The organism is Stenotrophomonas sp. Ste96, assembly GCF_024519495.1.
Classification (GTDB): Bacteria; Pseudomonadota; Gammaproteobacteria; order Xanthomonadales; family Xanthomonadaceae; genus Stenotrophomonas; species Stenotrophomonas bentonitica_A.
The window spans coordinates 215,892-241,095 of record NZ_JALJRX010000002.1 but is presented as its reverse complement, the minus strand read 5'-3'; the positions used below and the strand labels follow the sequence as shown (position 1 = coordinate 241,095).

Annotated in this window: 27 protein-coding genes and 1 other RNA gene; 16 read left to right on the top strand and 12 right to left on the bottom strand. The window is 66.2% G+C overall.

The window, feature by feature from the left end; genetic code table 11:
* The first annotated feature begins 202 nt into the window (after positions 1–202).
* The 5 genes from OC373_RS07925 to OC373_RS07905 all read left to right on the top strand — a co-directional run bounded on the left by OC373_RS07925 (position 203) and on the right by OC373_RS07905 (position 4,408).
* Positions 203–757, top strand: coding sequence for an RNA polymerase sigma factor (locus OC373_RS07925; RefSeq protein WP_026069777.1), 555 nt, complete (start codon positions 203–205; stop codon positions 755–757).
* Entirely contained in the window at positions 754–1,734 is a 981-nt protein-coding gene (locus tag OC373_RS07920; RefSeq protein WP_261997419.1) for a hypothetical protein, read from the top strand. The genes OC373_RS07925 and OC373_RS07920 overlap by 4 nt, the downstream gene beginning before the upstream one ends.
* A gap of 44 nt (positions 1,735–1,778) precedes the next feature.
* On the top strand, positions 1,779–2,387 hold the full coding sequence (locus tag OC373_RS07915) for a YigZ family protein (protein WP_261997418.1): 609 nt from the start codon (positions 1,779–1,781) through the stop codon (positions 2,385–2,387).
* Complete coding sequence (locus OC373_RS07910; protein WP_261997417.1) at positions 2,380–4,146, top strand: ABC transporter transmembrane domain-containing protein; 1,767 nt, start codon at positions 2,380–2,382, stop codon at positions 4,144–4,146. The genes OC373_RS07915 and OC373_RS07910 overlap by 8 nt, the downstream gene beginning before the upstream one ends.
* A 67-nt stretch (positions 4,147–4,213) precedes the next feature.
* Positions 4,214–4,408, top strand: a complete 195-nt coding sequence (locus tag OC373_RS07905) for a hypothetical protein (RefSeq protein WP_019183151.1) — start codon at positions 4,214–4,216, stop codon at positions 4,406–4,408.
* Positions 4,409–4,555: 147 nt separating this feature from the next.
* Here OC373_RS07905 and OC373_RS07900 read toward each other — a convergent pair whose 3' ends face one another.
* The 7 genes from OC373_RS07900 to hrcA form a co-directional block, all read right to left on the bottom strand.
* Positions 4,556–5,668 carry a prephenate dehydrogenase gene (locus tag OC373_RS07900; RefSeq protein WP_070427169.1) on the bottom strand — a complete coding sequence of 371 codons (1,113 nt, stop codon included), beginning with the start codon at positions 5,666–5,668 and terminating at the stop codon, positions 4,556–4,558.
* Positions 5,665–6,573 (bottom strand): pyridoxal kinase, encoded by a 909-nt coding sequence (pdxY, locus tag OC373_RS07895; RefSeq protein WP_070427168.1) that lies wholly within the window; start codon positions 6,571–6,573, stop codon positions 5,665–5,667. Before pdxY ends, OC373_RS07900 begins: the two co-directional genes overlap by 4 nt.
* 63 nt (positions 6,574–6,636) lie before the next feature.
* On the bottom strand, positions 6,637–7,557 hold the full coding sequence (locus tag OC373_RS07890; RefSeq protein ID WP_087947499.1) for a hypothetical protein: 921 nt from the start codon (positions 7,555–7,557) through the stop codon (positions 6,637–6,639).
* A 210-nt stretch (positions 7,558–7,767) separates the two neighbouring features.
* Complete coding sequence (gene dnaJ / locus OC373_RS07885) at positions 7,768–8,901, bottom strand: molecular chaperone DnaJ (protein WP_019183155.1); 1,134 nt, start codon at positions 8,899–8,901, stop codon at positions 7,768–7,770.
* 164 nt (positions 8,902–9,065) lie between these two features.
* The gene (gene dnaK, locus OC373_RS07880; RefSeq protein ID WP_176989745.1) at positions 9,066–10,994 is read right to left on the bottom strand and encodes a molecular chaperone DnaK; all 1,929 of its coding nucleotides are present in this window, start codon (positions 10,992–10,994) and stop codon (positions 9,066–9,068) included.
* 175 nt (positions 10,995–11,169) lie between these two features.
* Positions 11,170–11,685, bottom strand: coding sequence for a nucleotide exchange factor GrpE (gene grpE, locus OC373_RS07875; RefSeq protein ID WP_019183157.1), 516 nt, complete (start codon positions 11,683–11,685; stop codon positions 11,170–11,172).
* Between the two features lie 82 nt (positions 11,686–11,767).
* Positions 11,768–12,835: a heat-inducible transcriptional repressor HrcA gene (gene hrcA / locus OC373_RS07870; RefSeq protein WP_019183158.1), complete on the bottom strand. Its 1,068-nt coding sequence runs from the start codon at positions 12,833–12,835 to the stop codon at positions 11,768–11,770.
* 125 nt (positions 12,836–12,960) lie between these two features.
* On the opposite strand from hrcA, the gene recN reads away from it, so the two are divergent.
* Entirely contained in the window at positions 12,961–14,622 is a 1,662-nt protein-coding gene (recN, locus tag OC373_RS07865) for a DNA repair protein RecN (RefSeq protein WP_046272949.1), read from the top strand.
* Positions 14,623–14,731: 109 nt separating this feature from the next.
* Here recN and OC373_RS07860 read toward each other — a convergent pair whose 3' ends face one another.
* The gene (locus tag OC373_RS07860; protein WP_261997416.1) at positions 14,732–15,649 is read right to left on the bottom strand and encodes a LysR family transcriptional regulator; all 918 of its coding nucleotides are present in this window, start codon (positions 15,647–15,649) and stop codon (positions 14,732–14,734) included.
* 96 nt (positions 15,650–15,745) lie between these two features.
* On the opposite strand from OC373_RS07860, the gene OC373_RS07855 reads away from it, so the two are divergent.
* Complete coding sequence (locus tag OC373_RS07855) at positions 15,746–16,987, top strand: SGNH/GDSL hydrolase family protein (protein WP_261997415.1); 1,242 nt, start codon at positions 15,746–15,748, stop codon at positions 16,985–16,987.
* 86 nt (positions 16,988–17,073) lie between these two features.
* On the opposite strand, the gene fur is transcribed toward OC373_RS07855, so the two are convergent.
* Complete coding sequence (fur, locus tag OC373_RS07850; RefSeq protein WP_019183162.1) at positions 17,074–17,481, bottom strand: ferric iron uptake transcriptional regulator; 408 nt, start codon at positions 17,479–17,481, stop codon at positions 17,074–17,076.
* A 104-nt stretch (positions 17,482–17,585) separates the two neighbouring features.
* On the opposite strand from fur, the gene bamE reads away from it, so the two are divergent.
* Positions 17,586–17,978, top strand: coding sequence for an outer membrane protein assembly factor BamE (gene bamE, locus OC373_RS07845; RefSeq protein WP_019183163.1), 393 nt, complete (start codon positions 17,586–17,588; stop codon positions 17,976–17,978).
* A 16-nt stretch (positions 17,979–17,994) separates the two neighbouring features.
* Here bamE and OC373_RS07840 read toward each other — a convergent pair whose 3' ends face one another.
* Both OC373_RS07840 and OC373_RS07835 read right to left on the bottom strand, forming a co-directional pair.
* Complete coding sequence (locus tag OC373_RS07840) at positions 17,995–18,255, bottom strand: RnfH family protein (protein ID WP_261997414.1); 261 nt, start codon at positions 18,253–18,255, stop codon at positions 17,995–17,997.
* 3 nt (positions 18,256–18,258) lie between these two features.
* On the bottom strand, positions 18,259–18,687 hold the full coding sequence (locus tag OC373_RS07835; protein WP_026069778.1) for a type II toxin-antitoxin system RatA family toxin: 429 nt from the start codon (positions 18,685–18,687) through the stop codon (positions 18,259–18,261).
* A 57-nt stretch (positions 18,688–18,744) separates the two neighbouring features.
* Here OC373_RS07835 and smpB point away from each other — a divergent pair, with 57 nt between their 5' ends.
* From smpB to OC373_RS07795, 8 genes are all read left to right on the top strand, one after another.
* Positions 18,745–19,248, top strand: coding sequence for an SsrA-binding protein SmpB (gene smpB, locus OC373_RS07830; RefSeq protein ID WP_019183166.1), 504 nt, complete (start codon positions 18,745–18,747; stop codon positions 19,246–19,248).
* Positions 19,248–19,676, top strand: a complete 429-nt coding sequence (locus OC373_RS07825) for a GNAT family N-acetyltransferase (RefSeq protein WP_070427162.1) — start codon at positions 19,248–19,250, stop codon at positions 19,674–19,676. The genes smpB and OC373_RS07825 overlap by 1 nt, the downstream gene beginning before the upstream one ends.
* A 137-nt stretch (positions 19,677–19,813) precedes the next feature.
* Entirely contained in the window at positions 19,814–20,167 is a 354-nt protein-coding gene (locus OC373_RS07820) for a hypothetical protein (RefSeq protein WP_019183168.1), read from the top strand.
* 107 nt (positions 20,168–20,274) lie between these two features.
* Positions 20,275–20,677, top strand: a transfer-messenger RNA (tmRNA) gene (ssrA, locus tag OC373_RS07815).
* Between the two features lie 180 nt (positions 20,678–20,857).
* Complete coding sequence (locus OC373_RS07810) at positions 20,858–22,126, top strand: integrase arm-type DNA-binding domain-containing protein (RefSeq protein WP_261997413.1); 1,269 nt, start codon at positions 20,858–20,860, stop codon at positions 22,124–22,126.
* Between the two features lie 91 nt (positions 22,127–22,217).
* Positions 22,218–22,967 (top strand): hypothetical protein, encoded by a 750-nt coding sequence (locus OC373_RS07805; RefSeq protein ID WP_261997412.1) that lies wholly within the window; start codon positions 22,218–22,220, stop codon positions 22,965–22,967.
* A gap of 134 nt (positions 22,968–23,101) precedes the next feature.
* Positions 23,102–23,299 carry a helix-turn-helix domain-containing protein gene (locus OC373_RS07800; protein ID WP_261997411.1) on the top strand — a complete coding sequence of 66 codons (198 nt, stop codon included), beginning with the start codon at positions 23,102–23,104 and terminating at the stop codon, positions 23,297–23,299.
* Positions 23,299–23,640 (top strand): helix-turn-helix domain-containing protein, encoded by a 342-nt coding sequence (locus tag OC373_RS07795; protein WP_261997410.1) that lies wholly within the window; start codon positions 23,299–23,301, stop codon positions 23,638–23,640. The genes OC373_RS07800 and OC373_RS07795 overlap by 1 nt, the downstream gene beginning before the upstream one ends.
* 731 nt (positions 23,641–24,371) lie before the next feature.
* Here OC373_RS07795 and OC373_RS07790 read toward each other — a convergent pair.
* Positions 24,372–25,196, bottom strand: a complete 825-nt coding sequence (locus OC373_RS07790) for a hypothetical protein (RefSeq protein WP_261997409.1) — start codon at positions 25,194–25,196, stop codon at positions 24,372–24,374.
* Positions 25,197–25,204: the final 8 nt, after the last annotated feature.

The window sequence follows — 25,204 nt, the reverse complement described above, 5'->3', positions numbered from 1 at the left end:
TCTCGGGCGCCGGCTGCCCGGCACCTCCCCTGTCCTGCGAGCATAACGCGCGGACCGGGGGGCAATGGAAGCGTCTCAACCCCGTCCGGCGCTGCTGGACGTTCTTGATCCTGTGCCCCAGGTCATCGCCATGCCAACCCGTTCCGCCGCCCGGCGCCCCATCGACTATGCGAACACCCCCGCAGCGCTTACTCTGTCGGCCGTGGACGCCCTTGCCCTGCCGACTGATGAAGCGCTGATGCTGGCCTGGGCCGGCGGCGACCTGCGTGCGTTCGAGGCGCTGTATGGCCGTCATCGCAGCCGTCTGTACAGCTTCCTGCTGCGCCAGCTGCGCGATGGCGCGTTGGCCGATGAGATGTTCCAGGATGTCTGGCAGCGGGTGATCGCCGCGCGGGCCGGCTGGCAGCCCGAGGCCGCCTTTACCACCTGGCTGTTCCGGATCGCCCACAACCGCCTCAATGACCACTGGCGTGCGGCCAGGCACCGGCCGTCGGCCCCGATCGACGCCGATGAGCGGGTCGCGGCGATCACCGATGCGCGCACCCCCGAATCCCAGCTGTCCGAATTCGAACAGCGCCGCCAACTGCAGCTGGCGATGGAGCAGTTGCCGCCCGAGCAGCGCGAGGTCCTGCAGTTGCGCCTGGAACAGGAACTGAGCCTGGAAGAGATTGCCGAGATCACCGGGGTCGGCCGCGAGACCGTCAAATCGCGGCTGCGCTATGCCATGGATAAACTCCGTGCGGGGTTGACCGTATGAACCGCCCGGATCCGCTGACCCCTGAAGAACGCGAACTGGCCCGGCTGCTGGGCCGGCCCAGTGCCACCGGGCCCGCGCCGGCGATCGACGAGGCCGTGCTGGCGGCCGCGCGCACCGCCGTGGAAGCACCGGCGGCCGATGCGGCCACCTGGAAGCTCCCGCCCGATGCGCCCCGCCGTTCGCGGCGCCCGCGCTCGCGGCTTCCGGCGGCGTTCGGGCTGGCCGCCTCGGTGATCTTCGCGGTGGGCATTGCGTGGCAGCTCAAGCCCGACGACCCGCCCGCGCCCTCTCTGGCCGAGACGGTCGCTGCCCCGGCCTCGAGCGCCGCAGTCACCGACGCTGCACCGGCGATGGATGCCGCGCCGTCTCCGCCACCGCCTGACGCGGCACCGCCGGTAGTGCAGCAGCAGCGCGCGGCCAAGCCCCAGGCACACGCCCCGGCACACCCCACACCTGCTCCAGCCGCCGCGCCGCCGGCACCCGAGCGCGCACGGCGCGTCGCAGCGCCGCGCCCGGAAGCCATCGCCGCGCCTGCACCGCCCGCCCCGGCCCCGGTGCAGGCGCCGGCACCGATGATGTCGGCCCCGGCGCCCGAAGCGGCCACCTCCTATGCGATGGAGGCGGCAGAACCGGCGCTGGACCGTGTCGTGGTGACCGGCTCCACCCTCGAGCGCCAAGCGCCGCGCGCCGCCTCCACGAGCGCCGCACCGGCCAAGCCCGCGCCCAGCGCGCCTGGCGTGATGCGTCGTGCGGCCGCGCCGATGGCGGCACCCGCCTCGGCAGACGACGCCGTGCGCGCCCTGCATCAGGCCGTCGCGGCCGACGCCGGCCTGCCGCGCAAACAGTGGCTCAAGCGCATCCGCGAGCGTCGCGATGCCGGTGACGTGGATACCGCGCGTGCCAGTCTGGAACGCTACCTCCAGCAATACCCGGAAGTGCGCATCCCGCGCGATCTGCGCCAGCTGCTCGAGAACTGACGCTGCGCGTACGGTGAACGGGCATCCCCACTAGAATGGTGGGAATGCCCGATACGCTCGCCACCACCGTCAGCCACAGCCTGGACATCAAGCACAGCCGCTTCATCGCCCATGCCGCGCCGATTCCGCATGTGGCCGCCGCGCTGGAATTCCTGCAGCAGGTTGCCGTCGTGGATGCCACGCACAACTGCTGGGCCTATCGTTACGGCAACGACTACCGGTCCAGCGACGACGGCGAGCCCGCCGGCACCGCCGGCCGCCCGATCCTTGCCGCGATCGATGGCCAGGGCTTCGACCGGGTGATGGTCGTGGTCACCCGCTGGTACGGCGGCATCAAGCTCGGCGCGGGCGGCCTGGTGCGCGCCTACGGCGGTACCGCCGCCGAGTGCCTGCGGGTCGCGCCACGGCTGCCTCTGATCGCCATGGCCGAACTGGATGTGCACGCCGGCTTCGAAGATCTGGGTCCGCTGCATGCCGCGCTGGGCGCGCATCTGGCCGAAAAAGTGGGCGAAGCCTTCAGCGCCGACGGCGTGAACCTGCACCTGCGCTTGCCGGCCGATCAGGTCGAGCTGTTGAAAAACCGCCTCCGCGACGCCACTCGTGATCGTGTCCGTATTGAATCCCGCATCGAACCAGGCCCATCGAATGACTGACGCACCCGCTCCGCAAGACACGCCGATGCGCCGCCTGGGCAGCTTGAACACGCTGTGGCCATTCGTGCGCCGGCATGGCGGGCTGTTCAGCGCCTGGCTGGTGGCCTTGGCCGTGTCGTCGGTGGCTACGCTGAGCCTGCCGGTCGCGGTCCGCCAGATGATCGACCACGGCTTCAACAGTGGGGGCCAGATCAACAAGGCCTTTGCCCTGCTTTTCCTGGTCGCGGTGGTGCTGGCGCTGGCCACGGCCGCACGCTTTTTCTTCGTCTCCCTGCTGGGGGAAAAGGTGGTCGCCGACCTGCGCAGCCGCCTGTACGCGCACCTGATCACCCTGGGCGCCGGCTTCCATGACCGCAGCCGCAGCGGCGAGCTGGTCTCGCGCCTGACCGCCGACAGCGAACTGCTGCGCAGCGTGATCGGCTCGACCATGTCGGTGGCCCTGCGCAGCAGCGTCACCGTGATCGGCAGCCTGGTGATGCTGTTCGTGACCAGCCCCCACCTGGCGGCCTGGTCGCTGGTCGGCATTCCGCTGGCGGTGCTGCCGATCATCATCGGCGCCCGCCGCCTGCGCAGCATCGCGCGCGCCAGCCAGGACCGCATCGCCGATGCCAACAGCCTGGCCTCGGAAACCCTGGGCGCGGTACGCACCGTGCAGGCGCACGCGCGCGAGCCCTATGAACGTGGCCGCTTCAACGCCGCCCTCAGCGATGCCATCGGTGCCGCACGCCGGCGCATCCGCGCACAATCGATCGTCACCGCCAGCGCCATCGTGCTGGTGTTCGGCGCGATCGTCGGCGTGCTGTGGTTGGGCGCGCACGAGGTGATCGACGGCAACATGAGTGCCGGCACCCTGGGCCAGTTCGTGCTGTACGCGCTGATCGGCGGCGGCTCGGTCGGCGCACTGGCCGAAGTCTGGAACGAACTGCAGCGAGCCTCTGGTGGCATGGGCCGGATTGCCGAGCTGCTGCAGGAAGAGGTGGAGATCACCGCCCCCGCCAATCCCACCGCGTTGCCGCAGCCACTGCGCGGCGAGATCCGGTTCGAGGAGGTGGTGTTCCATTACCCGCAGCGCCCGGATACGGCCGCGCTGGATCATGTGGACCTGCACGTGCGACCGGGTGAAACGGTCGCGCTGGTCGGTCCCTCCGGCGCCGGCAAGAGCACCATCCTGTCGATGCTGCTGCGCTTCCACGATCCGGCTGCCGGCCGCATCCTCGTGGACGGCGTGGACCTGCGCCAGGTCGACCCCGCGCAGCTGCGCGAGCAGCTGGCACTGGTGCCGCAGCAGCCGACCCTGTTTGCCAGCAGCGCGTTCGAGAACATCCGCTACGGGCGCCTGGATGCGACCGATGAAGAGGTACAGCGCGCGGCCGAAGCGGCCGAGGCCGATGAGTTCCTGCACGCCCTGCCCGAGGGGTATGCCAGCGAGCTTGGCGAGCGCGGTGCGCGCCTGTCCGGCGGCCAGCAGCAGCGCATCGCGATCGCGCGCGCCCTGCTCAAGAACGCGCCGATCCTGTTGCTCGACGAAGCCACCAGCGCGCTGGATGCACAGAGCGAGCGCGCCGTGCAGCAGGCGCTGGAGCGCCTGATGGCCGGGCGCACCACGCTGGTGATCGCGCACCGCCTGGCCACCGTGATCAAGGCCGACCGCATCGTGGTGATGGACCACGGTCGCATCGTGGCCCAGGGCACGCATGCCGAACTGCTGGCTGAAGGCGGCCTCTACGCCGAACTGGCGCGCCTGCAGTTCATCGATTGATGACGGGCCGGTAACACCGGGCGTCGCATCCTGCAGCCCTCAATGGATGCGCTGCAGGAGGTGTTTCATGTCGTTCCGACAGTTTCCCGCCACCGATGCCAACGGCGACGACTACGTGATCATCGAGTTCAAGGATGAGCAGGCCGATGCGGCGGCCGGCAACAGCCAGGGGGCGCGCTATGAGTTGGCCGACGGCCGCCATCTGATCCGCGATGGCCGCCAGTTCCGGACCGCCGGTGGTGAGCTCACCCTCACCACCTGAGGCCCGGCAAAAAAGTTGCACGGATGTTGGTCATTTTTTGACCAAGTATCTTGACAGCCTTTTGGCGCAAGGCGCGAACACACTTATCCACACGTTTGTGCGCAGATCATCCACACCCCCTGTGGATGAATGTTGCACTGCACGGTGTCAGCGCACCAGCACGCGGCCGATGCCGGACGCATCGATCTCGATGGCGGCCGCCTGCAGTGCCAACGCGTCGCTGCCCGCCACGAACCCCACCCGGAAGTGCACCTCACCGGCGGGCGTGCGCGAGGAATGGATCGACGCCAGGCTGACCCGGTGCCGCTCGAACACGTGGAGCAGCTCGCGCAGGGAACCCGGCCGGTCTTCCGGCAGATGCACGCTGATCGCATTGCGCTCGGTCAGATCCGCGAGCAGGTACCCGACCCGCTCGAAGGTGTAGTTGCCATCGGCCAGCACCCCGGTTCCCAGGCTGTCACGATTATCCAGCAACAGCTGCTGCCGGAACGCCGCCCGTGCCGCGTCATCGCCCTGCTCCAGCTGCGCGCGAAGCTGCTGCAACTGGGCCAGCAAGCGGTCCAGCATCGGTGCGACGTGCGGATTGCCGAACTGGATGTCTTCGTAGATCGCCGGATTAAGCGAGAGGATGCGCGCGATGATCGCGGTATCCAGTTCGAACGAGGCCGAGCGGTACGGCATCAACGCCGGCAAGGCGCCCAGGATCGGCGCGTACTCGCGCAGCACGCCGGCCTGCGCCAGATGGGTGGCATGCACCATTGCCTGCACCAGCGCCATGACCTGGTCGTGGTGCTCCGGCGTGGCGCGCACGCACTCGGCTTCCAGCGCGTCGCACAGCTGCTGCACGAACGGCTGCCACTGCGACAGGCGCGCCTCGCAGACCACCATCACCCGGCCCTTGAGCGTGGGCGCCTTGGGCGGTGCGGTCATCGGGTGCAGGCCCACCACCTCGGCCTGCGAGGCGAGCATCGCCTCCACCGGTGCGGATTTGACCGAGGTGACATCCAGCCACAACCGACCGGCTTCGCGACCGGCCGAGCGCGCCGCATAGTCGGCGATCAGCGCCGGCGTGTGCCGGATCGGTGCGGAAAAGATCAACACCTCCGCACGGTCCAGCAGCGTCTCCGGGCTGTCCGATGCGGCATCGGCCGGGTCATGCCCGATGACCTCCAGCCCAAGGCGTTGTTCCAGGAAGCGGCGCAGCCAGCGCCCGTAGGCACCGTCGCTGCCGACGATGCCCACGACCGGTGCCAGACTCACGCCAGACGCTCGGGAACGAAACGATCGGGCAGCGCCAGCGCCGCCGGCGCCGCGGCCAGCACATCGAACTCTTCGTGGCCGTTGGCCAGCGTGGTTTCCAGCGCGACATGCACGCCGGCAATGGCGCGCGAAATCGCCTGTTCGAAGGTTTCGCCACGCAGCAGGAAGGCGACCAGCAGCGACATCAGCACGTCGCCCGTCCCGGCCACGTCCACCGGCAGATGCGGCGAGGACCAGCGCCAGATCGCATCACGGCTGACCGCCAGCGTGACCAGCTGGCCCGGATCACCGCCGACGCTGTGCGCCAGCACCCATTCCGGACCGCGTGCGAGCAGGGCCTGCGAGGCGGCGATCGCATCGGCCTGGGCCAGGCTCGGCATCCCCGTGAGGCGGCCGAGTTCGAAGGCATTGGGCGTGACCAGCCAGGCATGCGGCAACAGACGCTCGGCGAAGACTTTTTCCAGGCCCGGCTCGACATAGGGGCCGGTATGGGTGTCGCCGATGACCGGGTCCAGGCAGTAGCGCAGCTGTGGCGAGGACGGCAGCACCGCATCGAGCCAATCGGCGAAGGCCGCACCGTTGCCGACGCTGCCGAAGTAGCCGGAGACCAGCATGCGGGCGCGCTGCGGCAGGCCGCGCTCACCCGCACCCAGCAGTAGATCGGCGAACCAGTCCGAGGGCAGCACGCGGCCGCGCGTGGTCTCGTAGAACGGCGCGTTGCTGAGCAGCGTGGTGGGGATTTCGGCGACGCGCACGCCCAGCGCGCGCAGCGGCGGCACGGCAGCGCTGTTGCCGGCATAGCCGTAGACCAGCTGCGACTGGACCGAGATGACGTCGACCGGCGACGGACCGTCCGGGCGCTGGCGGCGGCCGTGGACCAGGTGGCTTTCGAGGGATTCGTTCATGGGACCGGCACTGTGGGGGCTCTATTGCCATTATCCCCCAACCACCACGCCGCATCCCGCCCTTTACTCTGCCGAATCTGCCCGCTCCGGGATGTGGGGGTGACGCTGCAACACGAACTCCCAGGTATCGTTAAAGACCGACGGGTAATGCAGCGGTCGGCGATCGGCGAACCGTTGCGCGTGGATGGGCTCCCCTTCCACTCGGCAGCCTCCCGGCGATTCGAAGGCTACCAGCTCTGTGACGATGACATCGCGGGAGTTGCCCTCTGCCGAGAGATAGAGGGCATACGACGGATGCGCGGTGATGCTGCGCTTAAGCACTACCCGCCCCATGGCAGGCACGTACCAGCTGATACTGCGCTCCAGTCCCTCGACGGCCTCCCGCCCCTGCCAGCGCATGCCGGTCATATCATTCGACCTGGGATTGGACTTTCGCCAGTGTGCACTCCTCTCGATGCGGTACGCACGGACGTTACCGACCCCAATTTTGATTGTCTCCATGGCCACCACACGACTGCTGCCTTTCTCTTCGTAGTCGTAGCGGTAGCCCCAATTCTCGCTCACGACTGCACCGGGTTCGGCGAACTCATCGTTCCACGCTGCACCCACCGCAAGTGGGAACCGCAGGATTTCCTTTCGCCCCTGACGAAGCGGATTGACATCCGCATAGGTGTCGGTGTGTTCCACTCGCTGCAGACCGTGCCCCACCGTCAGCCGCGTCAGACTCTCCGCCATCCCATCCAGGCGAAGGGTCGACACAGGATGGTCGGCACCCACCGAATACGTCCATCGCGTGCCAGGCGCCAACTGCAGAGGACGCTCGATCGTCCCATCAATCGCATCCAGCTTGCATGCATCCAATGTCCTGGCGGACACCACTCCTGCAGTGAGGGAGGCAGCCACCACGGCCACCGACAATGCGCAGCGTACAGCGGAAGGCAGTGGTCGAGCGGCGGCGTGGGCGATACGGGTGAGTTTATTCATCCAGACAGGGTAGTGATCGCTGCAGGCGCAGTCACCCACACCTGTCGCGATCAACACCAGAAGCAAGCATCTTGTATCGGACCGCGACGCGATGCTCTTCGCAGATGCCGGGATGCCCTCATTTGCAATTGGCCCTCCGCGTCACACCGACGACAAAAAAGCCCCCTGCTCTCGCAGGGGGCCAGGTACATCGTGTGGATCTAGGTGCGCTTACGACGTCATCCGATCCCAGAAACCCTTCACGCCATCAATGAACGTCGCCGACTTGGGCGAATGCTTGCGCGCTTCCTCGCCGGTGAAGGTGGTCTCGAACTGTTCCAGCAGCTTGCGCTGCTCCGGGGTGAGGTTGACCGGGGTCTCCACCACCACGCGGCAGTACAGGTCGCCTTCGCTGCGGCTGCGCACCGAACGCACGCCCTTGCCACGCATGCGGAACAGCTTGCCGGTCTGGGTCTCGGCCGGAATGCGGATTTCCGCATAGCCGCCGAGGGTCGCCACGCGTACGGTATCGCCCAGCGCGGCCTGCGAGATGCGGATCGGCACTTCGCAGTGCAGGTCGTCGCCGTCGCGCTGGAAGATCGCGTGCTCACGCACCCGCACTTCCACGTACAGATCGCCCGCCGGGGTGCCAGCCGGACCGGCCTCGCCTTCACCGGACAGACGGATGCGGTCGCCGGTATCGACGCCCGCAGGCACCTTGACCGACAACACCTTGTCTTCCTCGACACGGCCATTGCCGTGACAGGTCTTGCAGGGGTTCTGGATGATCTGGCCACGGCCGTTGCAGTGGTGGCAGGCCTGCTGCATCGCGAAGATGCCGCGCTGGATGCGCACCTGGCCCTGGCCACGGCAGACCGAACAGGTCTCGACCTTGCCATCTTCCGAACCGCTGGCGTTGCAGTCATCGCATTCGACCAGACTCGGAATCTCGATGCGGCGCTCCACGCCCATCACCGCCTCTTCCAGGTCCAGCTCCATCACGTAACCGATGTCGGCACCGCGACGGGCCTGACGCGGACCACCACCGCCGGCGCCACCGCCGAAGATGTTGCCGAAGATGTCCCCGAAGATATCGCCCATGTCCGGGCCACCCGGGCCGCCACCGCCGCCCATGCCGTGCTCGAACGCGGCGTGGCCGTGGGCGTCGTACATGCGGCGCTTGTTGCTGTCGGACAGGGTTTCGTAGGCTTCCTTGCATTCCTTGAAGGATGCTTCGGCCTCGCTGTCACCCGGATTGCGGTCCGGATGGTATTTCATCGCGCAACGGCGATAGGCCTTCTTCAGTTCTTCGTCGCTGGCGGTGCGGGACACGCTCAGCACTTCGTAGTAATCGCGCTTGCTCATAACTTGAATCGGGTTCCGGAAGTCGGGATTCGTCAAAGCGGAAGAGCGGCACCAGGTCCGCTCTTTCGCCGGGCGCCCCGACAGGCCGGGAAACGGCTGTCAGGACCAGAAGGGGGATATGACAACGGGACGCTGCCTGCGCAACGTCCCGTGTCGAGTCCGGATCAGGACTTCTTGTCGTCCTTGACTTCGGTGAACTCGGCGTCGACCACATCGTCGTGCGCGCCGTTGTTGCCACCGGCATCCGGGCCCGGCGCCGCGCCGCCCTGCTCTGCCGCTGCGGAGGCAGCAAACAGCGCCTGGCCGGCTTCTTCCAGCACCTTCGACTTGGCTTCGATCTGGGCCTTGTCGTCGCTCTTCATCGCGGTTTCCAGATCGGCCAGGGCCGACTCCACCTTGCCGATCACATCGCCGCCGACCTTGCTGCCGTGCTCGGTGATCGCGGTACGGGTACCGTGGATCAGCGCGTCAGCCTGGTTGCGGGCCTGGACCAGCTCGTGGAACTTCTTGTCTTCTTCGCGGTTGGCTTCCGCGTCGGCGACCATGCGTGCGATCTCGTCCTCGGACAGACCCGAACCGGCCTTGATCTCGACCTTCTGTTCCTTGTTGGTCTTCTTGTCCTTGGCCGACACGTGCAGGATGCCGTTGGCGTCGATGTCGAAGGACACTTCCACCTGCGGCAGGCCGCGCGGCGACGGCTCGATGCCGGAGAGGTCGAACTTGGCCAGCGACTTGTTGAAGCGGGCCTGCTCGCGCTCACCCTGCAGCACGTGCACGGTCACGGCCGACTGGTTGTCCTCGGCGGTGGAGAACACCTGCGAGGCCTTGGTCGGGATGGTGGTGTTCTTCTCGATGATCTTGGTGAACACGCCACCCAGGGTCTCGATGCCCAGCGACAGCGGGGTCACGTCCAGCAGCAGCACGTCCTTGACGTCGCCGCCCAGCACGCCGCCCTGGATCGCAGCACCCAGTGCCACGGCCTCATCCGGGTTGACGTCCTTGCGCGGTTCCTTGCCGAAGAACTCGGTCACCGCCTGCTGCACCTTCGGCATGCGGGTCTGACCGCCGACCAGGATCACTTCACCGATGTCGCTCGAACGCAGGCCGGCATCGTTCAGCGCGATGCGGCACGGCTCGATCGACTTCTTGATCAGGTCTTCCACCAGCGCTTCCAGCTTGGCGCGGGTCAGCTTGATGTTCAGGTGCTTCGGGCCCGACGCGTCAGCGGTGACGTACGGCAGGTTCACTTCGGTCTGCTGGCTGGTGGACAGCTCGATCTTGGCGCGCTCGGCGGCGTCCTTCAGGCGCTGCAGGGCAAGCGGATCCTTGCGCAGGTCGATGCCCTGGTCCTTGTTGAACTCGTCGACGAGGTACTCGATGACGCGGTTGTCGAAATCTTCGCCGCCCAGGAAGGTGTCACCGTTGGTGGCGAGCACTTCGAACTGCTTCTCACCGTCCACGTTGGCGATCTCGATGATCGACACGTCGAAGGTGCCGCCGCCCAGATCGTACACAACGATCTTGCGGTCACGGCCGTCACCCTTGTCCAGGCCATAGGCCAGGGCAGCAGCGGTCGGCTCGTTGATGATGCGCTTGACTTCCAGACCGGCGATGCGGCCTGCGTCCTTGGTGGCCTGGCGCTGGCTGTCGTTGAAGTAAGCCGGCACGGTGATCACGGCCTCGGTGACGGTCTCACCCAGGAACGCTTCAGCGGTCTTCTTCATCTTCTCCAGCACGCGGGCGGAGATTTCCTGCGGGGCCATCTTCTTGCCGTCGCTGGTCTGCACCCAGGCGTCGCCGTTGTCATGGGCCAGGATGCCGTAGGGCACGTGCGCGATGTCCTTCTGGACTTCAGCGTCGGTGAACTTGCGGCCGATCAGGCGCTTGACAGCGTAGAAGGTGTTCTTGGGGTTGGTCACGGCCTGGCGCTTGGCCGAGGCGCCGACCAGGACTTCGCCGTCCTTGGTGTAGGCGACGATGGACGGCGTGGTGCGATCGCCTTCCGCGTTTTCGATGACGCGGGCCTTGCCGCCGTCCATGATCGCCACACACGAGTTGGTGGTGCCGAGGTCGATACCAATGATCTTGCCCATGAGGGAGACTCCTGAAAGTTCTGGGTACATCCGGCAGTTGCCGGGTTATGAATGGGATGTGTGGGACGCTGGGGACACTTTCAAGCCGTCCATCAAACACAGTGTTCGATGGCGACCCAACGCGTTCAGCGTCCGGTCGAGCAGCCGGGCAACGCCCGGCTCACTGGCCTGCGGATCAGTCGCGGGCCACCACGACCAGCGCCGGGCGCAGCAGGCGGTCGTTGAGCAGGTAGCCCTTCTGGAACACCTGGACCACGCTGCCCGGCGCCGCGCCGGGTGCGTCGACCTGGCTGATGGCCTGGTGGTGGTCCGGGTTGAAGGTCTGCCCGGTCGGGTCGAGCAGGGTCAGGCCGTTGTCGGCGGCGACCTTGAGCAGCTGCTTGTAGGTCAGTTCGAGACCTTCGCGCAGCGGGCTCGGGTCACTGCCGGCGGCATTGAGGCCGGCATCGAGGCTGTCGAAGACCGGCAGCAGCTCGCCGAGCAGCTTTTCGTTGGCGAAGCGGCGCGCCTGTTCGACGTCGCGGGCCACGCGCTTGCGCTGGTTGTCCAGGTCGGCGCGTTCGCGCAGCGACTCCGAGCGCAGCAGCGCCAGCTCGTTGTGCAGGCTGTCCAGCTGCTGCTGCAGGGACGGCTCCGCGGCCGGCTCGCCGGCGGGATTCTGGGATGCGATATCTGACTGATCTTGGTTCATTTCCGGATCCTTGGCGGTGACTCTCCGCCTCCACCCACCCCTATGTGGGCGCGGCTACGGGATTCAAGAGTCCAGGGCCGCTTTATGCGCGATCGCGGGACAATCCGCCGCCACCGGGCGAGCCCAGCGCGGCGCCCAGCACCTGGGCGGTGGCTTCCACCAGCGGAATCATCCGGTCGTAGGCCATCCGCTTGGGGCCGATCACCCCCAGCACGCCCAGCACCTGGCCATCGGCCGAGTACGGGGCGGTGACCAGCGAGACGCTTTCCAGCGGCATCACCCCGGTCTCCTCGCCGATGAAGATGCGCACCCCCGGGGCCTGGATGGTGCGTTCGAGCAGCTGGAGGATCTCGCGCTTGCTGGCGAACACGTCGAACAGCTCGCGCAGGCGCTCCAGGTCGGACAGGTCCTGCACGCCCATCAGCCGGGTCTGCCCGGCCAGCACCATGTCGTCGGCCGGCGGCACCATGGCCTGCTCGGCCAGCTCGATGCTGTGCGCCAGCAGCTGCTCCATCTCCGACTGCGCATCGCGCAGCTCCAGCAGCAGCCGGGCCCGGATCTCGGCCAGCGGCCGCCCGGCGCAGTTGGCGTTGAGGTAGTTGGCGACCTGCTCCAGCTCGCCCGGATCGAAGCTGCGGCGCGGCTCGATCACCCGGTTCTGTACTTCGTTGTCGGCAAACACCAGGATCGCCAGCACCCGACGCGCGTCCAGCGCCACGAAATCGATGTGCCGGAACGCGAACTGCTCCCGGCGCGGGGCACTGACCACCCCGACGAAATGGCTCATCGCCGAGAGCAGCTCCGAGGCACTGCCGAGCAGGGCCTGGGTGCCGGTTCCGGTGGCCAGCTCGGTGCGCAGGCGGCTGAGCTCACCCTCCCCCGGCGGCTGCATCTTGACCAGGCTGTCCACGAACACCCGGTAACCGTGCGCGGTCGGCACGCGGCCGGCCGAGGTATGCGGCGAGCTGAGCAGGCCCAGGTCTTCCAGGTCGCCCAGGATGTTGCGGATGGTGGCCGGGCTGACATCCAGGCCGGCATGCCGGGCAAGGGTCTGCGAGCCGACCGGCTCGCCATCCTGGATGTGGCGCGCGATCAGCGTCCGCAGCAGATGGCGGGCACGCGGGGCGAGATGGGACGCGGAAGGATGCATGGAATCAGCCTGTGAGACGCCCACTTAGATAATGGCTGCACGGGGCGTTGGCAAGTCATTGGAGACGCCCCCCGCCCATGCTAGCTTGCGCGGCTTGGAGACGCCCCTCGTGTACAACGTAGATCATGCTTAGACATCTATCGATCAAGGATTTCGCGGTCGTCCGCGCCACCGAGCTGGAATTCGGCGCCGGCATGACCGTGGTCTCGGGTGAAACCGGCGCGGGCAAGTCGCTGATGGTGGACGCGCTGGGCTTTTTGTCCGGGCTGCGCGCCGACAGCGGCGTGGTCCGCCACGGCGCCGCCCGCGCCGAGCTCTCGGCCGAATTCGCGCCGCCGGCCGATGCGCCGGCCCGCCAGTGGCTGCGCGACAACGAGCTGGACGACGAAGAACAGTGCCAACTGCGCCGGGTGATCCGCGCCGATGGCGGTTCGCGCGCCTTCATCAACGGCCGCCCGGTGACGCTGACCCAGCTGACCGAGCTGGCCGGCATGCTGGTGGAGATCCATGGCCAGCACGAACAGCAGGCCCTGCTCTCGCGCCCCTCGCAGCTCTCGCTGCTGGACGCCTTCGCCCGCAACGACGCCGAGCGCGCCCAGGTCCGCCAGACCGCGGCACGCTGGCAGGCGCTGGTGGACGAAGCCGAGGCGCTGTCGCGCCAGGGCGATGTCAGCGACCGGATCGGTTACCTGGAGCACCAGCTCAGCGAGCTCAAGCGCGAAGACCTGGACCCGGCCTCGATCGCCACCCTGGGCAGCAGCCACCGCCGCCAGGCCCATGCCAGCGCGCTGATCGGCGCCTGCGACGTGGCCGTCAGCCGCCTCAACGGCGACGACGAGGTCTCGGTGCTGCAGCTGCTGCAGCAGACCCGGCATGATCTGGCCCGCGTGGCCGAGCACGACAGCCGGCTCGGCGAGGTCGATGCACTGCTCGACAGTGCCGCCATCCAACTGGACGAAGCGCTGTCCCTGCTTGATCGCGTCCACGACGACCTGGACGCCGACCCGGAGCAGTTCGAGGACATCGAGCGCCGCCTGGGCCGCCTGCACGACCTCGCCCGCAAGCACCGCGTGCCGATGGAAGCGCTGGGCGAGCACCGCGACGCCATGGAAGCCGAAGTCGAGCAGCTGCGCGGTGCCGACGAGCGCCTGCAGGCCCTGGCCGGCGAGATCGACCGTGCCGCCGGCCAGTGGACGACCGTGGCCGAGGTGCTCAGCGCCAGCCGCCGGAAGGCTGCCAAGGCCCTGTCGGACACCACCACCACCCTGATCGGCGAGCTGGGCATGGGCGGCGGTCAGTTCCTGATCGATATCGAGCCGCAGAGCGTGGTCAAGCCGGACCCGAACGGGGCCGAGCGGGTCGAGTTTCTGGTTGCCGCCAACGCCGGCCAGCCGCCGCGCGCCCTGCGCAAGGTGGCCTCGGGCGGTGAACTGTCCCGCATCTCGCTGGCGATCGAAGTCGCCGCCTTGGGCCTGGATGCCGTGCCGACCATGGTCTTCGACGAAGTCGATTCAGGCATCGGCGGCGCCGTGGCCGACATCGTCGGGCAGAAGCTGCGCGCCTTGGGCGAGAAGCGTCAGGTGCTGTGCGTCACCCATCTGCCCCAGGTCGCCTCCAAGGGCCACGCCCACTACCGGGTCAGCAAGGCCCCGGTGGACGGCATGACCCAGAGTGCGGTCGAGAAGCTGGACACCAAGGCCCGCGAAGAAGAGCTCGCGCGGATGCTGGGCGGCGTGGAAGTCAGCAAGGAAGCCCGCGCCGCGGCGCGCAAGCTGTTGCAGGTTTGAGGGTGGGTACCGACCCACGGTCGGTACCTGCCGGCCCCGACCCGGTAGTGCCGGCCGCTGGCCGGCTCCCCGCGGACCCGGTTCCGCCCGCGGCATCCCCCCGCCCCCCTCACCCCAACGGCTGGGCCAGATCCACCCGCGCAACCAGAAAATCCAGCAGCGCGCGCACGCGCAGCGGCAGGTAGCCACCCTGCCCCTGGAACACCGCGTGCACCTCCTCCAGATCACCAGGGTTGGCCGATTCCAGCACCGGCAGCAGGCGTCCGGCCGCCACATCGGCCTGCACCTGGAACGCCGCCAGCCGCGCCATGCCCACGCCACCGAGCACCAGCCTGCGCAGCGCCTCGCCGTCGCTGGCGCGTGCATTGCCCTGGATGGGCACGACCTGCCGCTCGCCATCAACGACCAGCGGCCAGCCGGCCTGCGTACGCGGATGCCCGATATCGAGCCGGTTGTGCGCCATCAGCATGTCGGCGTCCTGCGGCAAGCCGTGTCGGGCCGCGTAGCTGGGGGCGGCGACGATCATCATCCGGGTCGCGCCCAGTCGCCGCGCCACCAAACTGGAGCTTTTCAGCGGGCCGGCGCGCACCGCCACATCGGTGCGCTGCTCGAGCAGGTCGATCACCTCGTCGGTCAGCACCAGGTCCACGCCGACCTGCGGGTGCAGCGCGAGAAAGTCCGGCAGCAGCGGCAGCAGGAAATGCTGGCCAAACGGCACATTGGCATTCACCCGCAGGCGCCCACGCGGTTCGGCATGGGCGCTGGCACAGCTCTCGGCTTCATCCAGATCGGCCAGCACGCGCAGTCCGCGCTCATAGAAGGCGCAGCCCTCCTGGGTCAGCTGCAGCTGACGGGTGGAGCGCTGCAGCAGGCGCGTGCCGAGCCGCTGCTCGAGCCGCGAGACCAGCTTGCTGACCGCAGAGGGGCTCAGGTCCAACGAACGCGCAGCCGCTGAAAACCCGCCGGTTTCGATGACCCGGACGAACACTTCCAGTTCGCCGGAACGGTTGATATCGGTGCCTGCCATGGGATGAATCCAGTTCACAGATGATTGTCCGCAGGCAGTCTAGTTCACAGGTACCCCGAAGATCACCATGGCGGTTCCTCTCCCACGGATCGCCCGATGACTACCTTCGCCCGCCTTACCGCCACCGCCCTGCTGGCCACCGCCGGCACCGCGGTTGCAGCCCCTGCGCCCACCTGGGTGGCCAGCTGGCAGGCCAGCCCGCAGCCGGTCTGGGGCGCAGATTTCCTCTTCCCCACGCTGATCCCGACGCACCTGGAGGCGCAGACGTTCCGCCAGACCGCGCGCCTGAGCCTCGGCGGCCGCCAGCTGCGGGTGCGCCTGAGCAATACCTATGGCGAGCAACCGCTGCGGATCAACGCGGCCAGCGTTGCCGCCGGGGCCGGCCAGCAGCCCCTGGCGCTGTCCTTCGAGGGACGCGCCGCGACCGTGATCGCGCCCGGTACCGAACGCCTGAGCGACCCAGTGGCGCTGGCGACCACCGATCTCCAGGCCGTGCAGGTGAGCGTCTACCTGGCCGAGCACACGCCCCTTCGCAGCTTCCACTGGGAAGGCCGGCAGACCGCCGCGTTCGCCACCGGCGACCAGACGCTCGCCCCGACGTTGGCCACCTCCTCGACCACCACCGCCCGCCTGTTCGTCTCGGGTATCGATGTGCAGGCCGCCGCAGGCGCCCGCAGCGTGGTGGTGATCGGTGACTCGATCACCGATGGCGCGACCGCCAGCCTGGACCGCGACCAGCGCTGGACCGACCACCTCGCCGCACGCCTCGCGCCGCGGGGCGTGGCCGTGGTCAACGCCGGCATCTCCGGTGGCCGCCTGCTCCGCGATGGCATGGGAGAGGCCGCGCTCTCCCGCTTCCAGCGCGATGTGCTCGATCAACCCGGCGTGGCCAGCGTGATCGTGCTGCTGGGCACCAACGACATCGCCTGGCCCGGCACCGCCTTCGCCCGATCCGAACCTGCGCCGACCCTGGCCGAACTGCAGGCCGGCTATCGCGCCCTGGTGGATCGCGCCCATGCCCGGGGCGTGCGCATCATCGGTGCGACCCTGCCGCCGTTCGCGGGCGCCCTGCCCGGCACGCCGCTGGACGACTACTACCAGCCCGACAAAGACGCGCTGCGCAGCCAGCTCAATGCCTGGCTGCGGCAGGACAGCCCGTTCGATGCGGTGATCGACCTCGACGCCGCCCTGCGTGACCCGGCCGCTCCGGCGCGGATGGCGCCAGCGTTCGATTCCGGCGACCACCTGCACCCGGGCGATGCGGGCAACCGGGCGATGGCCGACGCGGTGGACCTGCAGGCGCTGCTGCCCGGCCACGTGCCGGTCACGACACCCTGACAACGAAAAACCCCCGGGCCGGGGCGCGGGGGTTTGATCTGCAGCGTGCCCTGCCCAGGCCGGTCGTCACGACTGGCCCGGCGCCATCACCGGCGCTTCTTGCGCACGTACAGGACCAGCGAGTGCTCTTCCAGTTCGTAGCCGTGGTCGGCTGCGATCTTGCGCTGCAGCTCCTCGATCTCGTGGCTTTCGAACTCGATGATCTTGCCGCTGTCCACATCGACCATGTGGTCATGGTGACCCCCGCGGTCCAGCTCGTAGACGGCCTGGCCACCTTCGAAGTTGTGCTTGAGCACCAGGCCGGCCGCCTCGAACTGGGTCAGGACCCGGTAGACCGTGGCCAGCCCGATCTCATCCCCGTGCTCCAGGAGCTGGCGGTAGATGTCTTCGGCGGTCATGTGGTGGCTGGCATTGCGCTGCTCGAGCAGCGACAGGATCCGCATACGCGGATGGGTCACCTTGAGGCCGACTTTGCGCAGGTCGTGGGTTTCCATAGTTCTCCGTTCATTGGCGATTTAGCGCCAGCTGCCTCGGATTGGGTCGCGGCGACACGTCGGGAGTGTATCATCGACTCGATTTCCCCAAACGCCATTCCCCGATGCGCAATCTCCTGCTGGTCGCCGCCGTTGCCCTGTCCACCACGGGCTGCGGCATCATTTACAAGCAACCCATCTATCAGGGCAACCTGATCCGGGAGCAGGCCGTCGGTCAGCTGCAGGTGGGCCAGAGCAAGCAGCAGGTCAACGCCCTGCTTGGCACGCCCTCCATCCCGGACCCGTTCCACGCCCAGCGCTGGGATTACACCGCCAGCCAGCGCGTGAACCGGGTCGGCAAGACGGAAGTGAAGAACTTCACCGTCTACTTCGAAAACGACGCGGTCACCCGCTGGGACGGCGAGTACTTCGCCAGCGACGACGCCCAGCTGGCCCGCAGCACGCTGCGCCAGTTCGGCCGCAACCTGCCCAAGGACAAGAAGAAGCGCGGCCGCTGAGGCCCGCGTTCTTCACTCAGCTGCCGGCGCGGGCGCGTCGGCGGCGGTTGTCTTTCGGGTCGGCCAGCAGCGGACGCAGCAGCTCGACCCGGTCGCCCTCGCGCAGCACCTGATCCGGCTTGGCCAGCAGGCCATGCACGGCCACGGCCGGGCACTGGTCGCTGCCCTCGATGCGGGCCAGCGCAGTGGCCTCGGCGACGGTGGTGCCCTCGGCGAGGGTCAGCAGCTTCGACGCGGCCCGATCGGGCCAGGCCAGCACCACCTCGACCGTGATCACGGCTCAGTCCTGGGCGTCGGCGACGCGGACGAAATCATTGACCATCCGGTCGGCCAGGCCCTGGAAGCCCAGCGCGAGAGCCGGACCGAGCAGACGTGAGGTCGGCTCGAACTCCAGCGTCAGCGTGACCTTGCAGGCATCTTCGGCCAGCGCGTGGAATTCCCAGCGACCGTGCAGGCGCTTGAACGGCCCGTCCTTGAGCTGCATATCGATGCTGTGCGGGCGTTGCAGCGTGTTCTCGGTCATGAACCAGGTGGAGAACGAACCGAAGCCCAGATCCAGGCGCGCGACCAGGCGGTCCGGGCCGGACTCCAGGATCTGCGAGGCCGAACACCAGCGGAAGCGGCGCGGATAGGCGTCAATATCATTGACCAGGTCGAACATGCGGGCAGCCGAATGTTCGACCAGGGCACTACGGCGGATAGTTGGCATGCGATACAGATGTCTGATGAATCGACCGGGCGTGCCCGAATCGGAGACAATAGGGAAATGAGCAAGAACAGCGGCAAGGATAAAGCAAAGGGCGCGACGGCCAACAAAACCATCGCACTCAACAAGCGTGCCCGGCACGAGTACCACATCGAAGATCGCTTCGAAGCCGGCCTGGCCCTGCAGGGCTGGGAGGTCAAGTCGATCCGCGCCGGGCGCGGCAACATCATCGATGCTTACGCCTACGTGCGTGATGGCGAGATCTATCTGATCGGTGCGCAGATCACCCCGTTGATCCAGGCCTCCACCCATGTGGTGGCCAACGACCGCCGGGACCGCAAGCTGCTCCTGCATCGCAACGAGATCGACAAGCTGATCGGCAAGGTGCAGCGCGACGGCTACACGATCGTGCCCACCGCGATGTACTGGAGCAAGAACAAGATCAAGCTCGAGATCGCGCTGGCCAAGGGCAAGCAGACCCACGACAAGCGCGATGCCGAGAAGGACCGCGACTGGGCGCGCGAGAAGTCGCGCACCATGCGTCGGCACAACCGCGACGCGTGATGGCCCCGGTGTCGCCCGCGCCTACGATCACGCCAGCCAGCGCCGAAGACACCCGCGCGGTGTTCGCCGGCCTGTTGGCTTTCAACCAGGCCGCCAGTGGCGATGCGTTGGACGACCAGCCGGTCAACCGGGTGATCCACGATGCCACCGGCCGGGTGGTGGCCGGGATCGCCGCCGACGTCTGCGGTGGCTGGCTGATGGTGCATGCGTTGTGGGTGGACGCCAGCCAGCGTGGCCAGGGGTTGGGCCAGGCGCTGCTGGCCGATGCCGAGCAGCAGGCCCGCACGCTCGGCGCACACGCGGTGACGCTGGACACCTTCTCCTGGCAGGCCGAGGGCTTCTACCTCAAGCAGGGCTATGAGGTGTTCGGCCGGCTGCAGGACTTCCCGCCTGGGCACCATCGCCTGTACCTGCGCAAGCCGCTGTAACGCCCTGCCCGGGCGCTGCCAGCGCCACGTATCGCCAAGGCCGACCTGACCCCGCGGCCCCGGCAGGACAGCGATCTTTCCCCGCCAGCCCCGTGCAGCTGTCAGAATCCCCGCATTGATACGGAAAGGATCCGCGCGTGACACTTGAAACTACCCCGGCACCCGCACTGGCGGCGGACGAACTGACCACCCTGCGCGCCGACGTGGCCGCGCTGGAGTTCATCTTTGACGAACTCGCCCGCGCGATGGACCCGGCCGCGCTGCTCAAGGTGCTGACCTACCTGATCCGCAACGCCAAGCGCGTTGCCTCGGAAACGCAGAGCTACGACACCCTGGAGCACCGCCGGCTGGTGGCCCAGGTGGAATCGCTGATGGCCCGGGTCGAGCCGCAGGCCAAGAAGCAGGCGATGGCCGTGCGCAACGAGCACAACCGCCTGAAGAAGGAAAAGGCCCGCCACAAGGCCGACAGCCGCCGCCAGCTGCAGAAGTAAGCGGCAGACCGGCAAGGTGACTGTTCAGCCGGATTGGAGTAGCATCCATTCCGTCAAGTAGACGTCCGGCGCTGTTTTCCGGATGAAGTGCGGTTCTTGAAGAAACCGGGGGTGCATTGGTTTCGACGGGGGTTGTGAAGTTACTTGGTGCATGCCGAGGGGGCAGCTTTCCTCGTTAATCCAGCAGCAAACTTTTAGTTGCCAACGACGACAACTACGGTTCGAACGACTTCGCAATCGCTGCCTAAAAACAGCTTTAGCGTTTAGTTCTACAGCCGCCTTAGGCGAACCCCCGAACCTACTTGTGCCCGTGCTCGTAGATGTAGGGTCATTATCACGGAACCGGTTGTGATGGCTGCCTGTCAGTCACGACTTAACTAAAGCAGGCTGGTCCTGGGGTGCGCTTTGCACACCGTGCTGCCACAGGATGAGATCCAACGGTGAGCTAAGCATGTAGTACCGGGGATGGAGTGCCTTCGGACGGCGGTTCAATTCCGCCCACCTCCACCATATATAGGTCCCGCAAGGTACCGGAAAGACCAAAAACCCCCGAGAAATCGGGGGTTTTTCTTTATCTATTGTCTGGCGACATCCTTGCATGTCACTGGCTATCACCCAAGTTTGCGGGTACAAGTGTGGGTACGCGGCTACAGGCAACGAGCCGTACCCTCAAACCAGATACCAACCCCCATGCCCAGGCTGACCTCCAAGCCGCTATCACCCTCTGAAGTCGCAAACGCCAAGCCCGGTCCCAAGCCGTACAAGCTGCCTGACGGCGGCGGAATGTTCCTGTTGGTGAACCCAGACGGCTCCAAACTCTGGCGCTGGCGCTACCGCCGGCCTGTCATCGGGACGGAGAACATGCTGGGACTCGGCACCTACCCTGAGGTGAAGCTGGCGCAAGCCCGCCAGCGGCGCGAGGAAGCCCGCACACTGGTCGCCCAAGGCACAGACCCCGGAGCGCAGCGGAAGGCAGAGAAGGCGGCCGGGGCCGAGCGGGCGGCAAACAGCCTTGAGGTAGTGACTCGCGCCTACCAGGAGATGAAGGCCCGCGAGCGAACCAAGGGCACTTCCGATCGCTGCAAGGCGTGGATGGAGACACATGTTTTCCCCTACGTCGGGGCGCGACCAACAGCCGAGATCGAAGCCCCAGAGTTGCTGGCCTGCCTGCAACGGCTGGTCAAGGCCGGCAAGCTGGAGAGCGCAGACCGCATCCGCTCAGAACTGTCTGCCGTATTCCGCTACGCCATCGCTGCAGGAATCGCCAAGCGCGACCCTGCCCATGATCTCCGCGGGGCGCTACCCAAGGCCGTCAAACGGCACTTCGCCTCCATCACCGACACCAGCCAGATCGCCGACCTACTGCAGGCGATGGACGGTTACACCGGCGACCCCGTGACACTGGCCGCCCTCAGGGTATCGCCAATTTTGTTCCAGCGACCGGGCGAGATTCGGCAGATGGAATGGACCGAGCTAGACCTAGACGCTGCCGAGTGGCGCATCCCGGCCGCCAAGCAGAAGTTGAGTCGGGTCGAAAAGGAGAATCCGCGCAGCCCGCCCCACGTCGTCCCCCTACCCTCTCAGGCAGTCGCTATCCTGCGCGACCTGCACCAACTCACCGGGCGCAGCGTGTACGTGTTCGCGGGGAAGGTTTCGAGCAAGCGCCCCATGTCGGAGAACACAGTACGACAGGCACTGCGGCGGCTCGGCTACGACAACGAACAGATGACCCCGCACGGCTTCCGGCACATGGCATCAACACGGCTGAACGAAATGGGCTGGAACCCAGACGCCATCGAGCGTCAGCTAGCGCACCGGGACGGCAACAAGATTCGCGGCACCTACAACCAAGCACAGTACCTGACCGAACGCCGGAGGATGATGCAGGCATGGGCGGACTACCTAGACGGCCTGCGCACGGGGGCGAATGTGGTCTCGCTGCCCGCCAAAGTGAGTTGAGCAAATGGCCTCACTTGGCATAGGCAGGCGAAAGCCCTCAGCCTCATTCCACTGGGCACAGTGGGCCCCCTCTTTAGGGCGAGGGTGAGCGATGAATAGTGACGATGAAACAGCGGCTGGCATGAGAGCGGCCAACGAAGCTTGGCTTAGCGAACTGCTGGCAAGCCTGCGGGCATGCAATCTGGGCGGCACGCTTATTTACTACCCATCCTTCTTAGAACTGAGCACCTTCGGCCCCGAGCATACGAACCGCGACCGTCCTTGGTACAGGCTGCATGAGGATCAGAAGGGTATTGAAGTCGAGATTTCAGCAGGAGCAGCTCTTCCTTTGGACTTCCCCGACTGGACCAAAGAAGAAGCGACTATTGCTGCTGAATTTCGCAAAAGTGCCTATATCAAGCTGCCAGCGTCTGCGGAGCTCGTGGCATGTTGGATTTACAACCAGGCTGGAGATGTTGAGTTCGCCGTTGGAGGTGAGCGTGGCGTGACCGCTACGCATTGGGTTGATGCCATTGCCAAGATAGCCGGCGGGTTAGTGTCGGTTAACACGCCCGGTTTGATCAGGACCGAACCAAGCATGACCTTTGCCGAAGTGCGCAGTGCCGGCGCCCGACACGCCGCTAAGGCAAAGGTCAAGCTGGACAAGGACGGGAAGCAGGCCGCGAAGGCCGGTGCGAAGAAGCTGTGGAAGGAGTGGAAGGGCGGCCGGCATCCAAACCTACGCACGACTGATCATTTCGCGACAGAGGTCATGCGCCGATGGCCTGCACTAACGAGCGCGGACACCATTCGCAGGTGGTCTGCCACGTGGGGGAAGGAGTCAAAGTGCGCGCACCTGTGACTCTGCGCGCAGGTTCCTGATTACGCGCGCTGAGTACCGCGCTACCCACCTTTTCCAGCCAATTATTCCCATCGCTGCATTCCGCAGTACCGCAAGGCATCTGGCCTACGGTCACTTACTGCTGAGGTACATCGATGGAAATTCACCCGTTACTCACACCTGGCGACCTGCTGGACGAAACAGAAGTGGCAGCCCTGCTGGCGCTGAAGGTTGCCACTCTGCGGAATTGGCGAGCCAAAGACGAAGGCCCGCGCTATGTGAAGCTGGGTAAGCGAGCCGTCCGCTACCGCCGTGCCGACTTGGAGAAATTCGTTTCCGGGAAGGTGGACTGATGAACGACTTCGTCAAAAGCGAACGAACCCAGGCAAGCAGGTCACGGCTCAGGATGGAACAGGGCTCTGACGATTTATCGCAAATCCAGTGCAAGCGTCCGGTCGAGGGCACGGCTCGTGCGGCCGTCCTCGAGGCCCTCGAGGCCGGCCAGAGCCTGACGCAGGCAGAGGCGCTGCGCGAGTTCGGCACGCTCCGCCTCGCCGCCGATGTGCACGCCTTGAGACGCGCGGGCTGGCCCATCATCACCACCGACACCGAGGTCCCGACCCGGCGCGGAACCTCACGTGTTGCAACGTATCACCTGGCGGAGGGCGCGGACGTTGGCACAGTCGCGACTTAAAGCCAAAGGGCGTACTGGGATCGGGCATGAGGCACATGTGCGGCTATATGCGCACGAACTGACCTGCCTCGCCTACCGAACATTGAACCCCGATGCTCGCGCACTGCTGGTAGAACTTCGCGCACTGTATCGACCCTCGAATGGAAACGTGGTTTTCCTGAGCCTGCGGGAGGCGACAAAGCGAATCGGGGCAGGCCAGCGACGCGTGCAAGCAGCGTTCGCCGCGCTAGTTGAGCGCGGGTGGATCACGGTCGAAACTCCAGGCGGCTTCACGTACAAGACCCGACACGCCACGAGCTACCGACTGGAGAACGAAGCCGGGGTGGCCTTGGACGCAAAGCCATCCAAGCCATACATGCGATGGCAACCGGATGCCGGGCTAGAGGCAAAAACATGAGGAATCGTCCCCATACGCTCTGGCATGCCAAAAAACACGGCAGCTGAAATGACTACCGACGGTAGTTGCCACAGCTACAGTGGCGGCGGAAAATTCACCACTCCGTGTCTTCACGGCAGCCAGAATCACTGCCGTCAGGCCAATTTTTGGGCGCTCACGGTAGCCAGAACAACTGCACAGATACAGTTACCAAGTGGGGGGATTGTCGGAAAGCGTTTTGAGCTCGCCGCTCATTGTTACCGGCTATGCCGGCAGCCGCCCCGAGCTGCTGGCAGCCAACATGGGCGCTGGTCTACGTAAACGATGAATCTCTCTCAAAAGAATCCGTCTTGTTTTAGAGCCTACATAGGGCCTCATAGGTCGGAGCATACAGCGAGTCGGCCGAAAAGCTGTCCCGCTTCAAGTCAGCGCCTCTTTGCTCGTCCACAAAGAGTTGCTTGCCTTGGTAGAACGAAACTAGCTTTAACAAGGAGGTTTGGTGGGATAGACAATGGAAGGTCGTTAATTCTTGCACTTCATCAATCATCACCCCTCCAGGCCCAGGACCAAAGGCATGGGGGAACTGGACCTTTAGCCAAGCGGTGACGTCAGAGCCGCGCGTGCTGACTGATTCCGGGCTGATGAAAACTTGCCCACCGTCAACTGATGTCGAGATTTTCTCCCATGTCATCTGTTGGCTCACGGTCACCCCAGCCGGAGCCGGCTGGGGCTTCGTTACTGCCCTAGACGCCGATGCAGACTTCGACCATCCCAATTCGGCCATACAACCTTTGTGAATGGCCTTCTGTTGGCGCCGGGCGGCGATTAATCCACCGACGGCAGCCCCTTGGGCAAAGCCCCCTGCGAACCCATCACCAAAACTTTGACCTGGCGTAACAGTGCCTGAATAAGTACCGCGATAAGCACTACCGTTCGGACCATAGATGGTCGAGGTGCCAGAGACGTAAGCGCCTTGTCTCTGAGCCTGAGGCATGTTCACGGAGGGCATAGGGGCCGATCCCACGGCGACCCGGTTGCAATATGCGTCGTCGATGGCCAATTGATGTTCTTGTTGTGCCGGATCGGCGATTGAAGGGTTCTGCCATTTCGCCCCCGTCAAAGTGGCGACAGAGAGTGCTGCCAAGCCAGCGAGGTATCGCTTGGAGGGTTTTTTGTCCATGGTTCCCA

What these genes read in the sequence shown, in the direction of transcription:
- OC373_RS07920 (WP_261997419.1), top strand. Translation starts at nt 754, where the DNA reads ATGAACCGCCCGGATCCGCTGACCCCTGAAGAACGCGAACTGGCCCGG.
- OC373_RS07915 (WP_261997418.1), top strand. Translation starts at nt 1,779, where the DNA reads ATGCCCGATACGCTCGCCACCACCGTCAGCCACAGCCTGGACATCAAG.
- OC373_RS07910 (WP_261997417.1), top strand. Translation starts at nt 2,380, where the DNA reads ATGACTGACGCACCCGCTCCGCAAGACACGCCGATGCGCCGCCTGGGC.
- OC373_RS07905 (WP_019183151.1), top strand. Translation starts at nt 4,214, where the DNA reads ATGTCGTTCCGACAGTTTCCCGCCACCGATGCCAACGGCGACGACTAC.
- pdxY (WP_070427168.1), bottom strand. Translation starts at nt 6,573, where the DNA reads ATGAACGAATCCCTCGAAAGCCACCTGGTCCACGGCCGCCGCCAGCGC.
- OC373_RS07890 (WP_087947499.1), bottom strand. Translation starts at nt 7,557, where the DNA reads ATGAATAAACTCACCCGTATCGCCCACGCCGCCGCTCGACCACTGCCT.
- dnaJ (WP_019183155.1), bottom strand. Translation starts at nt 8,901, where the DNA reads ATGAGCAAGCGCGATTACTACGAAGTGCTGAGCGTGTCCCGCACCGCC.
- dnaK (WP_176989745.1), bottom strand. Translation starts at nt 10,994, where the DNA reads ATGGGCAAGATCATTGGTATCGACCTCGGCACCACCAACTCGTGTGTG.
- grpE (WP_019183157.1), bottom strand. Translation starts at nt 11,685, where the DNA reads ATGAACCAAGATCAGTCAGATATCGCATCCCAGAATCCCGCCGGCGAG.
- hrcA (WP_019183158.1), bottom strand. Translation starts at nt 12,835, where the DNA reads ATGCATCCTTCCGCGTCCCATCTCGCCCCGCGTGCCCGCCATCTGCTG.
- recN (WP_046272949.1), top strand. Translation starts at nt 12,961, where the DNA reads ATGCTTAGACATCTATCGATCAAGGATTTCGCGGTCGTCCGCGCCACC.
- OC373_RS07860 (WP_261997416.1), bottom strand. Translation starts at nt 15,649, where the DNA reads ATGGCAGGCACCGATATCAACCGTTCCGGCGAACTGGAAGTGTTCGTC.
- OC373_RS07855 (WP_261997415.1), top strand. Translation starts at nt 15,746, where the DNA reads ATGACTACCTTCGCCCGCCTTACCGCCACCGCCCTGCTGGCCACCGCC.
- fur (WP_019183162.1), bottom strand. Translation starts at nt 17,481, where the DNA reads ATGGAAACCCACGACCTGCGCAAAGTCGGCCTCAAGGTGACCCATCCG.
- bamE (WP_019183163.1), top strand. Translation starts at nt 17,586, where the DNA reads ATGCGCAATCTCCTGCTGGTCGCCGCCGTTGCCCTGTCCACCACGGGC.
- OC373_RS07835 (WP_026069778.1), bottom strand. Translation starts at nt 18,687, where the DNA reads ATGCCAACTATCCGCCGTAGTGCCCTGGTCGAACATTCGGCTGCCCGC.
- smpB (WP_019183166.1), top strand. Translation starts at nt 18,745, where the DNA reads ATGAGCAAGAACAGCGGCAAGGATAAAGCAAAGGGCGCGACGGCCAAC.
- OC373_RS07825 (WP_070427162.1), top strand. Translation starts at nt 19,248, where the DNA reads ATGGCCCCGGTGTCGCCCGCGCCTACGATCACGCCAGCCAGCGCCGAA.
- OC373_RS07810 (WP_261997413.1), top strand. Translation starts at nt 20,858, where the DNA reads ATGCCCAGGCTGACCTCCAAGCCGCTATCACCCTCTGAAGTCGCAAAC.
- OC373_RS07805 (WP_261997412.1), top strand. Translation starts at nt 22,218, where the DNA reads ATGAATAGTGACGATGAAACAGCGGCTGGCATGAGAGCGGCCAACGAA.
- OC373_RS07800 (WP_261997411.1), top strand. Translation starts at nt 23,102, where the DNA reads ATGGAAATTCACCCGTTACTCACACCTGGCGACCTGCTGGACGAAACA.
- OC373_RS07795 (WP_261997410.1), top strand. Translation starts at nt 23,299, where the DNA reads ATGAACGACTTCGTCAAAAGCGAACGAACCCAGGCAAGCAGGTCACGG.
- OC373_RS07790 (WP_261997409.1), bottom strand. Translation starts at nt 25,196, where the DNA reads ATGGACAAAAAACCCTCCAAGCGATACCTCGCTGGCTTGGCAGCACTC.